Raw genomic sequence first — 15,364 nt, 5'->3', positions numbered from 1 at the left:
CCGAGATCTACACTCTTTCCCTACACGACGCTCTTCCGATCTCGTGGCAGGTGTGCGCGCCGTCGCGGGCGCTGAAGCTGATCCAGGCGCTGGCGTCGGGAAACTCGGCCAACAGACGCGCCAAGGCTTGCGCCTCCGCCAAACAGGGCAGCGTTTCACAAGCCAGAATATCCGCGCCAGCGGCCAGCAGCGCCGCCAGTCGTGGGCGGTGGAATTCGATCAGAGCCGCCTCGCTCAGGCCATAATCCCCTCGATATTCGGAACCATCCGCCAGAAAAGCGCCATAGGGGCCCACCGAGGCGGCGACGAAGGGGCGTGGTCGGCCCGCATGGTTTGCGGGGTCGGCCCAGAACGCATCGCGGGCCTCAATGGCGAGGCGCACCGACCGCTGGATCAACGCAATGGCCTCGGTCGAACTAAGCCCTCGGCGCATGAAGCCGGCGACGGTGGCCTGATAGCTGGCGGTAATTGCGCCGTCAGCGCCCGCCAGAAAGTAATCCAAATGGACCTGCCGGATCAGATCTGGCGTCTCCAACAAAACCTTGGCGGACCAAAGCGGATCGCGCAGGTCGCAGCCCCGCTGTTCCAGTTCTGTCGCCAACGCGCCATCGAGGAGGATAATCGGATGGCGCCGTAAAATCGGGGTGAGTGGATTCATGACAATTCCTGAAAGAGTAACGCCAGCGTCCATTTGGATTCTGGCAGCGAGCGCGTGAGATTATTCTGAAATCATCAGATCGCTGCACCATACTTGAGAGGTTGCATCGAATTTGCATCTACCGCATTCCGCTACGCCATAACAAAGCGCCAACAGCCCTTTGATGACCAAACCGTTATTGAGAGAGGATAAATGCATGACCGAAGCTGAACAACATGCAAACGAGCGAATCGCCAATTGCGCCAAAGCGGTTAGCGCTCGCATTCTGAACGACGCAGATGAAGCTGGGCTGGACCGATTATCGTTTCTAGTGAACGTCGCCGCCGTGCTGGCCTCCTCCGCCTTGGCCGCTCAGCCCGAAGATCAACTGCAAGGCGCGTCTCGCCACCTGCAAAATGCTCTGAGGCTGGTGCATTGTCTGCAAGATGCGCCGGATTCGATAGATACTCTTAACAGCGGTTTTACCACACCGGAGACTTTGCAATGAATCAAGGCGCCGGCGGCCTCGCTCCAACGGCCGCCTTGGTTTAGGTCAATGGTTCGGACAGTTTTATGCGGCGATAGCCCCGTAGTTACATACTTCCGGCGCTAGAACTAGAACAAAGGCCCGCAAGGAGGAGTGAGATGCGTCGCAAACAGATTGTTAAACCACCTGCTCTCACCACAGTTGCGGCAATGGTGATGCGGCTCTATGTGGTGGGGGGTGCGCCGGGTTGGAGTCACCGTAGCGGCCAGCGCGCTACAGCAGCAAAAGCTGATTCGATACAGCTGCGGCAACATCACGATCCTGGGTCGAGACGGTCTCAAGGCGTCGGCTTGCGAGTGTTACCAGAAGGTTAAGGATATTTTCGACCGCGCCTAGCGCTGGCTGGCGTCTACCGTCAGTCGTAATCACGCAAGGATGCCGCTCTCCCCGGCGCACTCGCGCCAGTCTCCCCCTGAATTCGTCACGCCTTCGAAAGCAATTATCCAATTTTTCAATGTCTTATACCGTTTTCTAATAGGTTTTGTCCTTTTGAGGTCAAAAATCGCTCCATTCGTCATACCCGTCCTCGCGAACGCGGGGAACGCGGGTACCCCGATTTTTTAGCGACTGACTGGATTCCCGCATTCGCGGGAATGACGAATAAGCGAAAGTCCTGCTGGATTTCCGCTCGCACGGGAGTGATGGAAAATAAAAAAGTCAGGCTTACCGATTGATCTGTGCGCTAGCGAACAGAGCTTTACCCACGATATAGGGTAGGTTTCTCCCCATTACAGCATGAATTCGCTCCGAAGCCGGAGACCGCACATTTGAAGGTGGGCACTATGGCGATTCGCGAAACCTGGCTCCAGTTGAAAACGCGCTTTGTTGGCAACGGGCTGACCAAACAGTACGTTGGTGACGAGCCGCCGCTGCGGGCGGAACTGTTCAGCGCCGTCCAGATGGAACAGCACGGCAAGCATCTCGCCGCTGCTCACCCGTTAACGCCGGGACATGCGCCGGATCAGCTTCTGGCGCGGTTGACCGAGAATGAACAGACCTTGACTAGCGTCTGTTCGCTGCTCATAGCCGCAGTGACCGCAACCCGCCGGATTGCGCCCGCAGGGGAATGGCTGCTTGATAACTTCTATCTGATTGAAGAACAGATTCGCACCGCCAAGCGGCATTTGCCCAAAGGGTACAGCCGGGAATTGCCGCGCTTGTTGAACGGCCCATCAGCCGGACTGCCACGGGTCTATGACCTGGCGCTGGAAATTATCGCTCACGGCGATGGTCGGGTAGACCCGGAAAATCTCAGCCGTTTCGTCGCCGCCTATCAGACCGTTACCAGCCTCAAGCTGGGTGAATTGTGGGCCATTCCGATCATGCTGCGTTTGACGCTGATCGAGAATCTGCGCCGGGTGGCGGCCCGAATCGCCGCCAGCCGCACCGACCAGAACCTGGCCGATGGCTGGGCCGATCAAATGACCGCGATGGCCGAAAGCGACCCGAAAAATCTGCTGCTGGTGATCGCAGATATGGCGCGGTCGAATCCGCCAATGTCCGGTGCTTTTGTGGCGGAGCTGGCGCGGCGACTGCAAGGCCAGAGTTCGGCGCTGGCTTTGCCGCTGACCTGGATCGAGCAGCACCTCGCTGAATCGGGCCTGACCATTGAGCAGTTGGTTCAGGTGGAGAACCAGCAACAGGCCGCCGATCAGGTATCGATCAGCAATAGCATCGGCAGTCTGCGCTTTCTGGGGGCGATGGACTGGCGCGAGTTCGTGGAAACCATGAGCGGGGTTGAACAGACCTTGCGCGACGATCCGGGCGGGATTTACGGCCAGATGGATTTCGCCAGCCGGGATCGTTACCGGCATGTGGTGGAAAAAGTGGCGAAACACAGCCGGCTGTCCGAGGCGGAAGTGGCGCGTCACGCGCTGGGTCTGGCGCAGCAATGCGCGGCTGAGAACAACGCTGATCGGCGAGCGGCGCATGTGGGTTTTTACCTGATTGATCGGGGATTGGCGCAGCTCGAACGCAAGGTTCAGGCGTGCTGGTGTACCGGCGAGTCGCTGCAACGCTGGAGTCGTCAGGCGCCTTTGATGCTGTATCTAGGCGCGATTACGCTGCTGACGGCGCTGTTTAGCGGGAGCTTGCTGGCGAAGGCGCAGGCCGATGGCGTGCCGGGTGGGTTGCTGGTGATCCTGGGAGTTCTGGCGGCGCTGGCAACCAGTCATCTGGCGGTGGCGCTGGTGAACTGGCTGGCGACGCTGCTGACCACGCCGTATCCATTGCCGCGCATGGATTTTTCCGCCGGCATTCCGCCGGAAGTGCGCACCCTGGTGGTGACGCCGACCATGCTGACCAGCATTCACAACGTCAAGGCGCTGATCGAGGCGCTGGAAGTCCGGTTTCTGGCCAATCGCGACGATAGCCTGCACTTTGGCCTGTTGACCGATTTTCGGGATGCGCCGCAGGAAACCCTGCCGGAGGACAACGCGCTGGTGGAGTTGGCCGCGCAACGGATTGAGGCGCTGAATGAAAAATACCGGCGGGTTCGCGGCGATACTTTTTTCCTGTTCCATCGCCCGCGCCGCTGGAATTCGCAAGAGCAGGTGTGGATGGGTTACGAGCGCAAGCGCGGCAAGCTGGCCGATTTGAACGCGCTGCTGCGCGGTAATGCTCAGGATCGCTTCTCGCGGGTGGTCGGCGATCCCGCGATCCTGTTGAATGTGAAATACGTCATTACCCTGGACACCGATACCCAACTGCCGCGTGACGCGGCGCGGGAACTGGTGGGCGCGATGGCGCACCCGCTGAATCAGGCGCGTTACGACGCCGATCAGCAGCGGGTTGGCGCGGGCTACGGCATCCTGCAACCCCGGGTCGCGGTGAGTTTGCCCGGCGCGAATCGGTCGCGGTTTGCCCGGCTGTACGGGAGCGATGCCGGCATTGATCCGTATACCCATGCCATTTCCGACGTGTATCAGGATGTGTTTCAGGAAGGCTCGTTTATCGGCAAGGGCATTTACGATGTGGATGCTTTCGAGCAGGCAATCAATGGATGCTTTCCCGAAAACCGGATTCTCAGCCACGACCTGCTGGAAGGGTGTTATGCGCGGGCTGGACTGTTAAGCGATGTGCAGTTGTATGAGGACTATCCGGCCTGCTACAGCGCCGACGTAAGCCGCCGCTATCGCTGGATTCGCGGCGACTGGCAGATCGCGCAGTGGCTATTGCCGCAGGTTCCTGATCTCGACGGACAACAGCGGAAAAACCCGCTGTCGCTGCTGTCGCGCTGGAAACTGGCCGACAACCTGCGGCGCAGTCTGGCGCCAGCGGCGTTGACCTTGCTGTTGGCGCTGGGCTGGACCGTGCTGGCAGCGCCCGGATTCTGGACTGGGGCGGTGCTGGGCATCCTGCTGATCCCGTCGCTGCTGACCTCGCTGCTGAACCTGCTGCAAAAGCCGGGCGATAGGCGCTGGAGCCAGCATGGCGCGGCGGCGGCGCGCTCGGCGGGCGACCAACTGGCGCAGACCGCGTTTGCCTTTGTCTGCCTCCCTTATGAGGCGTACTTCAGTCTTAAAGCGATGATCTGCACGATCTGGCGGATGCAGATCACTCATCAACATCTGCTGGAATGGACCTCATCGGGCGATCATCACCAGTGCCGGGATTTGGTCGGTTTTTACCGGATGATGGGGATCGCTCCGGCGCTGGCGGCGGTTACGGCGCTCAGTCTGGCGCTGACGAAACCGGCGGTGCTGGCGATAGCGGGGCCGATTTTGCTGCTATGGCTGGCTTCGCCCGTCATGGCCTGGTGGATCAGCCGCCCGCTGATTCGGCACACCGCGCCCTTGACGGCGGATCAAACCTTGTTTCTCCGCATGGTTTCCCGCAAAACCTGGGCGTTCTTCGAGACCTTCGTTGGCCCGGAAGATCATTGGTTGCCGCCCGATAACTATCAGGAGCAGCCGGTCGCAGTGGCACATCGCACCTCGCCGACCAACATGGGGTTGTCGCTGCTGGCGAATCTGGCCGCGTATGACTTTGGCTATATTCCAGCCGGATGCCTCATCGAGCGCACCTCGTGCGCACTGCGGACAATGGGCAGCCTGGAACGCTATCGCGGCCACTTCTTCAACTGGTACGACACCCAGTCACTGAAATCGCTACAGCCGACGTACATTTCGTCGGTGGACAGCGGCAACCTGGCGGGCTGCTTGCTGACCTTGCAACCGGGACTGCTGGCGCTGATGGATGACCCGATTCTGAGTACCCGCTGGCTGGACGGGATCAGTGACACTTTCAGGATTCTGACTGACGCGCTTAAAGCCGATTTACCGACTCCGCTCACCCGCTTTCAGCAAACGCTGGAATCAGCGTCGGCTACCCGCCCGATCACGCTGGCGGCAGCGCAACAATGCCTTGAGTCGTTGGCGATTAGCGCCGAGGAAGCGGTTGTTACGCTGAATGCAGCCGCTGGGAACGCCGGGAGCGAAGCGAACGAATGGGCGCAAGCATTGGCTCGGCAGTGCCGCATTGCCCTCGATGAGTTGCTGTTTCTCGCGCCGTGGCTGGCTGCCGAAATCCCCCCGGCTTCGCCACTCCCCTTTGAAAAAGGGGGGCAGGGGGGATTTTTAATTCCCACACTGCGCCAGTTGGCCATGCTTGAGGTGGAGTTATTGCCGGCTCTTCAGGACGCCAGCCGCCGCGCTCGCGAACGAATTACGACTCTCGAACAGTTGGCGTTGCAGGCGGGCGAACTGGCCCAAATGGACTATGACTTTTTGTTTGACGAGTCGCGGCATCTATTAACGATTGGCTACAACGTCAGCGAACGGCGGCAGGACGCCAGCTACTACGACCTGCTGGCGTCGGAGGCGCGGTTGGGCTGTTTCGTGGCGATTGCGCAGGGCCAACTGCCGCAGGAAAGCTGGTTTGCCTTGGGCCGCCTGCTGACGATTGCCGGTGGCGAACCCACGCTGATGTCGTGGAGCGGCTCGATGTTCGAGTATCTGATGCCGCTGCTGGTGATGCCAACCTACGAAAACACTTTACTGGATCAGACCTGTCAGGCGGCGGTGGCCCGGCAAATCGCCTATGGCAAGCAGTGCGGCGTTCCCTGGGGCGTTTCGGAATCGGGCTACAACACGGTTGACGTGCATCTCAACTACCAGTACCGCGCCTTCGGTGTGCCCGGCCTGGGACTCAAACGCGGACTGGCCGAGGATTTGGTGATTGCGCCGTATGCCTCGGCGCTGGCGCTGATGGTGGCTCCAGAGGCCGCGTGTCTGAATTTGCAGCGTCTCGCCGCCGCTGGATTTGAAGGGAAATTTGGCTTCTATGAAGCGATTGATTACACGCCGTCCCGGCTGCCGCGTGGGCAGGCCAGCACCGTAGTGCGGTCGTTTATGGCCCATCACCAGGGCATGAGCTTCCTCGCGCTGGCCTATCTGCTGCTGGATCGCCCAATGCAGAAGCGCTTTGCATCAGCGCCGCTGTTCCAGGCCACCGCTCTGCTACTTCAGGAGCGCATTCCGAAAACCACGGCGTTCTATTCGCACATCGCCGACGAGACCACTGATATCCATCTCGCGGGTGGTCAGGAAGCGCCAGTGCGGGTGTTTAACAGCCCGAACACGCCGATCCCGGAAGTGCAGTTGTTATCGAATGGCCGCTACCATGTGATGGTCACCAACGCGGGTGGCGGTTACAGCCGCTGGAAAGACCTCGCCGTCACCCGCTGGCGCGAAGACGCCACCTGCGATTCCTGGGGTGCCTTCTGTTATCTGCGCGACGTAGCCAGCGGCGAATTTTGGTCAACGGCTTATCAGCCCACGCTTAAACAGCCGGATCATTACGAAGCGATTTTCTCCAAAGGACGCGCCGAGTTTCGCCGCCGCGATCACGAGTTCGAGTCCTATAGCGAGATCGCCGTTTCGCCGGAAGATGACATCGAACTGCGCCGGGTGCGCATCACCAACCGCGCCCGGACCCGCCGGGTTATCGAAGTCACCAGTTACGCGGAAGTCGTCCTTGCCACCCCGGCTGCCGATGTGCTGCATCCGGCGTTCAGCAACCTGTTTGTGCAGACCGAAATTCTCGATCCGCAACCGGCGATTCTGTGTAACCGCCGCCCGCGCTCGCAGAATGAGGCTTCGCCGTGGCTGTTTCATTTGATGGTGGTGCGCGGGGCCAACTGCGGCCCGGTGTCCTACGAAACCGACCGGATGCAGTTTATCGGGCGCGGTCGCACCGCTGCTGCACCTCAAGCCTTAATCAGTGCGGACCCGGTATTGTCGGGTAGCGCCGGGTCGGTGCTGGATCCCATCGTTGCGATCCGCTATCGGATTACACTGGAACCGGATCAATTCGCCACGATAGATCGGGTCACTGGCATCGGCGACACCCGTGAGGTTGCGGTCAGTCTGGTCGAGAAATATCAGGATCAACGGCTGGCGGATCGGGTGTTCGATCTGGCGTGGACGCATAGCCAAGTGGTATTGCGGCAGATCAACGCCACCGAATCCGACGTGCAACTGTACAAACGGCTGGCAAACTCGATCCTCTATGCCAATGCCTCGCTGCGCGCCGCCGCCAGCATTCTCGGCCAGAACCGACGCGGTCAATCCGGGCTGTGGAGTCACGCCGTGTCCGGCGATGTGCCGATTGTGCTGGTGCAGATTGCCGATCCGACCAACATCGAACTGGTTCATCAACTGGTGCAGGCTCACGCCTATTGGCGATTGAAAGGGCTGACGGTGGATTTGGTGATCTGGAATGAAGATCAAGCCGGTTATCGGCAACAACTCCATGATCAAATCCTGGGATTGATTGCGGCGGGCGTCGAAGCGCATGTGATGGATCGACCCGGCGGCATCTTTATCCGCCCGGCGGATCAGATTTCGAGTGAAGACCGCATTCTGTTCCAAACCGTGGCGCGGGTGATTCTCAGCGACAGTCGGGGCACGCTGGCGGAACAGCTTAACCGGCGTGGCCTGCTGGAAAAGCGGATGCCGCGTTTCCGCCCGACTCGAAACCCCCGTCCCGAACTGGCAGCAGTCAGCGGAGAGCTGCGCCCCGATCTCATCCTCGACAATGGTTTGGGCGGATTCACCCCCGATGGCCGCGAGTACGTCATCACCCTCGCGCCCGGCCAGACCACGCCCGCGCCGTGGGTCAATGTGCTGGCCAATCCGCACTTCGGGACGGTGATTTCGGAGAGCGGGATGGCCTACACCTGGTGCGAGAACGCTCACGAGTTCCGCCTCACGCCCTGGCACAATGACCCGGTGAGCGACGCCAGCGGCGAAGCTTTTTACCTGCGCGACGAAGAGAGCGGCGACTTCTGGTCGCCGACGCCGCTGCCGGTAGGCGGCGCAACACCCTATGTCACCCGTCACGGCTTCGGTTATAGCGTGTTCGAGCATAGTGAAGGCGGCATTCATTCGGAGTTGTGGGTATACGTGGCGGTGGATGTGCCGATCAAATTCTCGGTATTGAAAGTGCGCAATCGATCCGGCCAGACGCGACGACTGTCGGCCACCGGTTATTTGGAGTGGGTGCTGGGTGATCTGCGGCCAAAGTCGGCGCTGCATCTCATCACCGAGATTGATCCGACCAGTGGCGCGCTGTTTGCGCGGAATCCGTACAACACTGAGTTCGCCGACCGTATTGCCTTTTTCGATGTAGACGATGCGATGCGAACCTTCAGCGGCGACCGGACCGAGTTCATCGGGCGCAATGGGAGCTTGCGCCATCCGGCGGCGATGATGCGGGCGCGGTTGTCCGGCAAGGTCGGCGCGGCGATGGATGCCTGCGCGGCGATTCAGGTGAGCTTTGAACTCGCTGCCGGGCAGGAACATGAAATCGTGTTCCGGCTAGGCGTGGCTGGTCGGCGCGGCGCGGATGACGCCAGCACGTTAGTGCATCGTTGCCGGGGCGCGGTGGCGGCGCAGACGTGTCTCGATTCGGTACACCGGCATTGGCAGCACACCCTGGGCGCGGTGCAGGTGGAAACGCCCGATGCGGCGCTGAATGTGCTGACCAATGGCTGGCTGGTATACCAGACTTTGGCGTGTCGGCTATGGGCGCGCAGCGGTTATTACCAGTCGGGCGGCGCCTTTGGTTTCCGCGACCAGTTGCAGGATCTGATGGCGCTGATTCACACCAAGCCGCATCTGCTGCGCGAGCACCTGTTGCTCTGCGCCAGTCGTCAGTTCCGCGAAGGCGACGTGCAGCACTGGTGGCATCCGCCGTCGGGCCGGGGGGTGCGCACGCACTGCTCAGACGATTATCTCTGGCTGCCGCTGGCGACTTGCCGCTACGTTCTGACCACCGGCGATAGCGGGGTGCTGGATGAACCGGTTCAGTTTCTGGAAGGCCGCCCGGTCAATGCCGAGGAAGACTCATACTACGATCTGCCGGCACGGTCGGAAGAAGCGGCGAGTTTGTATCAGCACTGTGTGCGCGCCATCCTGCACGGACTCCGCTTGGGTGCGCATGGCCTGCCGCTGATCGGCTCCGGCGACTGGAACGACGGCATGGATCGAGTGGGGATGCTGGGCAAGGGTGAAAGCATCTGGCTGGGCTTTTTCCTGTACGAGGTGCTGATGCGCTTCGCCGAAGTCGCCCGGTTGCGCGATGACCTGCCCTTGGTCGAGCGTTGTCACAGCGAAGCGGCGCAACTGCGCCAGAATCTCGATCAGCAGGGCTGGGATGGCGGCTGGTATCGGCGCGCCTACTTCGATGACGGGACGCCGCTGGGATCGGCCAGCAATGCCGAATGCCAGATTGATTCCATCGCCCAAAGCTGGTCGGTGCTGTCCGGTGCCGGTGATAGCGAGCGGGCACGGTTGGCGATGGAGGCATTGGATGCGCGGCTGGTGCGCCGGGATTCCGGGCTGATCCAACTGCTGGATCCGCCTTTCGATACTTCGGGGTTGAATCCGGGCTATATCAAAGGCTACGTTCCCGGGGTGCGGGAGAACGGCGGGCAGTACACCCATGCCGCGATCTGGGCGGTGATGGCGTTCGCGGCCTTGGGCGACCGGCAGCGGGCGTGGGAGCTGTTCGCCATGATCAACCCGATAAACCATGCGCTATCCGCTGAAGCCGTGGCGACCTATAAAGTCGAACCCTATGTGGTCGCCGCCGATGTTTATGCGGTTGCGCCGCACACTGGTCGCGGAGGCTGGACCTGGTACACCGGCTCGGCGGGCTGGCTGTACCGGCTGATTGTGGAATCGCTGCTGGGGCTGCGGTTGAAAGATGAGACTTTGCATTTCACGCCATGTCTGCCTGCGGAGTGGCACGGATTCACCTTGCGCTACCGCTATCGGGAGACGGTCTACCACATCGTCGTCACGCAAGGAGTTGCCGGGACGGGCGAGACGCGGATCACGATGGACGGCGTTGAGTGCGCCAATGCCATGATTCCTCTGGTAGACGACCATCAGGAACACACGGTCGAGGTGCGCTATCACACCGATGCGCGTCGGGAGAGAGCGTAGCGTCCAGCGTTGACTTTGCGTTTGGACTCACCGGTAATCAACGGGAATCAGCGATGGAAAACTTATGAGCAGTCAACTTCGCTCTTCAAATTTCGGCACGGTGGTCTCGGTGCGCGGCAGCGTCGTGGATATCCGGTTCGAGGGGTATTTACCGCCGATCTTTTCGGTGCTGCGTGCGGGGGCGGATCAACGCATCGTCATCGAAGTACTGGCGCAGCTCGACGCCCATCGCGTGCGCGGAATTGCTTTGACCCCCACGCAAGGTCTCGCTCGCGGTACGGCGGTGGCAGACACCGGCGGGCCGCTGCAAGCGCCGGTCGGCAAGGGCATTCTCGGGCGGATGTTCGATGTGTTCGGCAACGCGATTGACCGTCAAGCGGCCCCGACCGAGGTTCAATGGCGCTCGGTGCATCGGGCGCCGCCACCCCTGGCGCGACGTTCCACCCAGTCCGAAATCTTTGAGACGGGCATCAAGGTCATTGATGTGCTGGTGCCGCTGGAACGCGGCGGCAAGGCGGGACTGTTCGGCGGGGCGGGCGTGGGCAAGACGGTGTTGCTCACCGAAATGATCCACAACATGATCGGGCATCACGAAGGCATCAGCCTGTTTTGCGGCATCGGCGAACGGTCGCGCGAAGGCGAGGAGCTGTACCGCGAGATGAAGGCCGCCGGCGTGTTGCCAAACATGGTGATGGTGTTCGGCCAGATGAACGAGCCGCCGGGCGCCCGGTTCCGCGTCGGGCATGTGGCGCTGACCATGGCCGAGTATTTCCGCGACGACGAGCACCGCGACGTGCTGCTGCTCATTGACAATATCTTCCGCTTCATCCAGGCCGGCATGGAGGTCTCCGGTTTGCTGGGCCAGATGCCGTCGCGGCTGGGCTATCAGCCGACCATGGGCACCGAGCTATCGACGTTGGAGGAGCGCATCGCCAACACCGATACCGGCGCGATCACTTCGATCCAGGCGGTGTATGTGCCGGCGGATGATTTCACCGATCCGGCAGCGGTGCATACCTTCTCCCATCTCTCCGCCTCCATCGTGCTGTCGCGCAAGCGGGCGAGCGAAGGGCTTTATCCGGCCATCGACCCGCTGCAATCCAGTTCCAAAATGGCCACGCCCGGCATCGTCGGCGAACGGCATTATCGCCTGGCGCAGGAGATCCGGCGCACCCTCGCGCAATACGCGGAACTCAAGGACATTATTGCCATGCTCGGCCTGGAGCAGCTTTCGCCGGAGGACCGCAACGTGGTCGCCCGCGCCCGCCGCCTGGAGCGATTTCTCACCCAGCCCTTTTTCACCACTGAGCAGTTCACCGGCCTCAAAGGAAAACTCGTCAGCCGCCAGGACGCGCTGGACGGCTGTGAGCGCATCCTGCGCGATGAATTCAAGGACGTCCCGGAAAGTGCGCTCTATATGATCGGGACGATTGATGAAGCGAAGGGAAAAACCAAACCGCAACCGGAGGGCGAACATGCCACTGCCCCTGATGAATCTTAAGGTGCTGCTGCCGTTTCAAATCTTCGCCGAGAAAACCGGCGTGTCGCGCATCGTCGCGGAGACGCACCAAGGCTCGTTTGGCCTCTTGCCCCACCGACTCGACTGCGTCGCGGCGCTCGCGCCCGGGATTCTGATCTACGAAACCGCAGCGGAGGGCGAAGTTTACCTGGCCGTGGATGAAGGAGTACTGGTCAAGACCGGTCCGGAGGTGCGGGTTTCGGTGCGCCGGGCGCTGGGCGGAACCGACCTCGGTCAACTGCGCAAGGCGGTGGAACGGGAGTTTTTGACCCTGGATGAACACGAGCAAAACGTGCGTTCGGTGATGGCGAAAATGGAGAGCGGTTTCATCCGTCGCCTGGCGGAGTTTCAGCATGACTGACCCATTGGAAAGCCAGCGCGGGAAAGACCCGACGGCGTTCAGTCGGGAGGTCGGCGCGAAGGCGGCGCGCAAGCTCAAGGCGCGGCGTAACCCCACGCCGGGGGTCTGGTTCGGCCTGGGCATGATGGGGTTGATCGGCTGGTCGGTGGTGGTGCCGACGCTGCTCGGCGCGATGCTGGGCTTGTGGTTGGACCGAACTTATCCGGGAGGCCGTTCCTGGACCCTGGCGCTGCTGGTCGCCGGGCTGGTGCTGGGCTGTTTCAATGCGTGGCGCTGGGTTGCCAAGGAAGACCAGGCCATGCGGAAGGAACAGGAGGATGACGATGAATGAAACCTGGATCTTGATATTAGCAGGGCTGGCGGGCGCTGCACTCGGGGCGCTGTTTTTCGGCGGCCTGTGGTGGACGATTCGCAAAGGAACGTCATCTCAACGGCCAGCGCTGTGGTTCTTCGGCAGTTTTCTACTGCGGACGAGTCTGACGCTGGCTGGATTTTACCAGGTTGCGGGCGGCCACTGGCAGCGGCTGCTGGCGTGTCTCGTGGGATTTGTCATGGTGCGCTTGATCGTCATGCAGCTGACTCGAACAGCGCAACAGCCCACTGCCTGGGTAGCGGAGGCTGACCATGCGCCTGAGTCCTGATGAGATAATTTTTTGGCAACACGGGTTTTTCAAACTCAACGCCACCCTGGTGTTCACCTGGGGATTGATGCTGGTGCTGGTCGTCGGTTCAATACTCATTACCCACAAGCTGTCCATCGGTCTGCAACGGTCCCGCTGGCAGAATCTGCTGGAAATCATCGTCACCGCCATCGAGAAACAAATCGAAGAAGTGGGCCTGAGCCAGCCGCGAAAATACCTCGGTTTTCTGGGCACGCTGTTCCTGTTCATCGCGCTATCCGCCCTCTGCACCGTGATCCCCGGCTACGAGCCGCCGACCGGCTCGCTATCAACCACCGTCGCCCTCGCCTTGTGCGTGCTGGTGGCGGTACCGTTCTTCGGCATCCAGGATCAGGGGGTGGGCGGCTATCTCAAGTCCTACATCGAGCCGACGTTCATCATGCTGCCGTTTAACCTGATCAGCGAAATCTCCCGCACCCTGGCCCTGGCCGTCCGTCTGTTCGGCAACATGATGAGCGGGGCGATGATCATCGGCATTCTGCTGTCAATTACGCCCTTCATCTTTCCCATCATCATGACGCTGCTCGGTCTGCTCACCGGCATGGTGCAGGCCTACATCTTCACCATCCTGGCCGCCGTTTACATTGTGGCCGCTACGCGAGTCCGCAAACCCAAGCCCGAGCTTGCCGCCGAGACTTGAGACCACCACCCACCAAGGACAAACTCTGATGGACAGCATGACCCTGATTGCAGTGGCATCCATTGTCATCGCCGGTCTCACTACCGGTTTCGGCACGATGGGGCCGGCGCTGGCGGAAGGCCGGGCAGTCGCGACGGCGCTGACTTCGCTGGCGCAGCAGCCCGACGCCTCCGCGACTATTACCCGCACGCTGTTCGTAGGTTTGGCGATGATCGAGTCCACGGCGATCTACTGCTTCGTGGTTTCGATGATTCTGCTTTTCGCCAATCCGTTCTGGAACTTCGCCATCGCGCAGGCGGCGGGAAAGTAAGCCATGCTCATCGACTGGTTCACCGTGGGTGCGCAGGTGCTTAACTTCCTCATCCTGGTGTGGTTGATGAAGCACTTTCTCTACCAGCCGATCCTCGATGCCATCGACACACGAGAACAACGGATCGCGACCGAACTTGCCAATGCCGCTGCGAAAGACACCCAAGCGCAACAGGAGCGCGATGAGTTCCAGCGCAAGAACGCGGAGTTCGACCAACAGCGCGGCGCGCTGTTGAAACAGGCGACTGACGAGGCGCAGGCAGAACGCGAGCGACTCCTCGACGAGGCGCGGAAGGCCGCTGCGGTTCTGCATGCAAAACGGCAGGAAACCTTGAACAACGAAATGCAGCACTTGCATCAGGATCTTCGCCGCCGGACCCAGCAGGAAGTGTTTGCCATCACCCGCAAGGCGCTGACTGATCTGGCCGGGACAAGTCTGGAAGAACGGATGGTTGAGGTGTTCGCTGGCCGGTTGCGCGATCTTGACGAAACAGCAAAGGAACGGCTGATCTCAGCGCTCAAGGCATCGCCCAACCCGGTGATCGTTCGCACCACGTTCGACCTGCCGCCGGCGCAGCGCGCCTCCACCGAAGCGGCGATCAAAGCCACCCTGGGCGCGGAAACGCCCGTCCAGTTCGGAACCGCGCCAGACCTGATCAGCGGGATTGAACTTGCCACGAATGGACAAAAGGTGGCGTGGAGCATCGCGGATTATGTGGCGTCGTTGGAAAAAAGCGTCGAGGAACTCCTGAAAGAGAAGGACAAGCCCGAAGCCAACGCCGAGCCTCAACCGGAAGAACCTCAGTCCGAAGCAACCCGCTCATGAACACGGAACCGGAGCGCCTTGAGAACATTTTCGACCGTGCGTTTGCGGAAATAAGCCAAGTGCGGGACGCTGTTACGCCGCAACTGACGCCACGGGAGGTCGGCGCGATCACCCGTGTCGCCACCGGCATCGCCAATATCTCCGGCCTTCCCGGAGTAGGTTTTGATGAATTGGTGGCGTTTCCCGGCGAGGTGCTCGGCATGGCGTTCAATGTTGACGAGGACGACATTGGCGTCGTGCTGCTCGGCGAATACTGGCGTCTCAACGCGGGCGATGAAGTCCAGCGCACCGGCCGGGTCATGGATGTGGCGGTGGGCGATGGCGTGCTGGGGCGCGTGATCGACCCGCTCGGTCGGCCCCTGGATGGCCACGGGCCGGTCATCGCCAGCCAGC

9 protein-coding genes and 2 pseudogenes are annotated in these 15,364 nt (G+C 61.0%); 10 read left to right on the top strand and 1 reads right to left on the bottom strand.

Annotation, left to right across the window (positions count from 1 at the left end):
* Positions 1–22: 22 nt before the first annotated feature.
* A pseudogene (gene mmuM, locus BN874_RS11105) lies at positions 23–658 on the bottom strand (homocysteine S-methyltransferase); the annotation flags it as partial.
* 196 nt (positions 659–854) lie between these two features.
* On the opposite strand from mmuM, the gene BN874_RS11100 reads away from it, so the two are divergent.
* The 10 genes and pseudogenes from BN874_RS11100 to BN874_RS11055 all read left to right on the top strand — a co-directional run.
* Positions 855–1,145 (top strand): hypothetical protein, encoded by a 291-nt coding sequence (locus tag BN874_RS11100; RefSeq protein WP_034433241.1) that lies wholly within the window; start codon positions 855–857, stop codon positions 1,143–1,145.
* Positions 1,146–1,966: 821 nt separating this feature from the next.
* Positions 1,967–10,636 (top strand): GH36-type glycosyl hydrolase domain-containing protein, encoded by an 8,670-nt coding sequence (locus BN874_RS11095; protein WP_034433239.1) that lies wholly within the window; start codon positions 1,967–1,969, stop codon positions 10,634–10,636.
* Positions 10,637–10,700: 64 nt separating this feature from the next.
* Complete coding sequence (atpD, locus tag BN874_RS11090) at positions 10,701–12,137, top strand: F0F1 ATP synthase subunit beta (RefSeq protein ID WP_034433237.1); 1,437 nt, start codon at positions 10,701–10,703, stop codon at positions 12,135–12,137.
* Complete coding sequence (locus tag BN874_RS11085) at positions 12,112–12,516, top strand: F0F1 ATP synthase subunit epsilon (protein ID WP_034433234.1); 405 nt, start codon at positions 12,112–12,114, stop codon at positions 12,514–12,516. Before atpD ends, BN874_RS11085 begins: the two co-directional genes overlap by 26 nt.
* Positions 12,509–12,847 carry an AtpZ/AtpI family protein gene (locus BN874_RS11080; protein ID WP_034433232.1) on the top strand — a complete coding sequence of 113 codons (339 nt, stop codon included), beginning with the start codon at positions 12,509–12,511 and terminating at the stop codon, positions 12,845–12,847. Before BN874_RS11085 ends, BN874_RS11080 begins: the two co-directional genes overlap by 8 nt.
* Positions 12,840–13,157, top strand: a complete 318-nt coding sequence (locus tag BN874_RS11075) for an ATP synthase subunit I (protein WP_034433229.1) — start codon at positions 12,840–12,842, stop codon at positions 13,155–13,157. Before BN874_RS11080 ends, BN874_RS11075 begins: the two co-directional genes overlap by 8 nt.
* Positions 13,141–13,836, top strand: a complete 696-nt coding sequence (locus BN874_RS11070) for a F0F1 ATP synthase subunit A (protein ID WP_034433227.1) — start codon at positions 13,141–13,143, stop codon at positions 13,834–13,836. Before BN874_RS11075 ends, BN874_RS11070 begins: the two co-directional genes overlap by 17 nt.
* 28 nt (positions 13,837–13,864) lie before the next feature.
* Positions 13,865–14,146 carry a F0F1 ATP synthase subunit C gene (locus BN874_RS11065; RefSeq protein WP_034433224.1) on the top strand — a complete coding sequence of 94 codons (282 nt, stop codon included), beginning with the start codon at positions 13,865–13,867 and terminating at the stop codon, positions 14,144–14,146.
* Positions 14,147–14,149: 3 nt separating this feature from the next.
* Positions 14,150–14,971 (top strand): F0F1 ATP synthase subunit B family protein, encoded by an 822-nt coding sequence (locus tag BN874_RS11060; RefSeq protein ID WP_034433221.1) that lies wholly within the window; start codon positions 14,150–14,152, stop codon positions 14,969–14,971.
* A pseudogene (locus BN874_RS11055) lies at positions 14,968–15,364 on the top strand (F0F1 ATP synthase subunit alpha); the annotation flags it as partial. The gene BN874_RS11060 and the pseudogene BN874_RS11055, both read left to right, overlap by 4 nt.

This window comes from Candidatus Contendobacter odensis Run_B_J11, assembly GCF_000531125.1.
Lineage (GTDB): Bacteria > Pseudomonadota > Gammaproteobacteria > Competibacterales > Competibacteraceae > Contendibacter > Contendibacter odensensis.
This window is presented reverse-complemented; position numbering and strand designations above follow the sequence as displayed.

What these genes read in the sequence shown, in the direction of transcription:
- BN874_RS11075 (WP_034433229.1), top strand. Translation starts at nt 12,840, where the DNA reads ATGAATGAAACCTGGATCTTGATATTAGCAGGGCTGGCGGGCGCTGCA.
- BN874_RS11070 (WP_034433227.1), top strand. Translation starts at nt 13,141, where the DNA reads ATGCGCCTGAGTCCTGATGAGATAATTTTTTGGCAACACGGGTTTTTC.
- BN874_RS11080 (WP_034433232.1), top strand. Translation starts at nt 12,509, where the DNA reads ATGACTGACCCATTGGAAAGCCAGCGCGGGAAAGACCCGACGGCGTTC.
- BN874_RS11100 (WP_034433241.1), top strand. Translation starts at nt 855, where the DNA reads ATGACCGAAGCTGAACAACATGCAAACGAGCGAATCGCCAATTGCGCC.
- BN874_RS11095 (WP_034433239.1), top strand. Translation starts at nt 1,967, where the DNA reads ATGGCGATTCGCGAAACCTGGCTCCAGTTGAAAACGCGCTTTGTTGGC.
- atpD (WP_034433237.1), top strand. Translation starts at nt 10,701, where the DNA reads ATGAGCAGTCAACTTCGCTCTTCAAATTTCGGCACGGTGGTCTCGGTG.
- BN874_RS11065 (WP_034433224.1), top strand. Translation starts at nt 13,865, where the DNA reads ATGGACAGCATGACCCTGATTGCAGTGGCATCCATTGTCATCGCCGGT.
- BN874_RS11060 (WP_034433221.1), top strand. Translation starts at nt 14,150, where the DNA reads ATGCTCATCGACTGGTTCACCGTGGGTGCGCAGGTGCTTAACTTCCTC.
- BN874_RS11085 (WP_034433234.1), top strand. Translation starts at nt 12,112, where the DNA reads ATGCCACTGCCCCTGATGAATCTTAAGGTGCTGCTGCCGTTTCAAATC.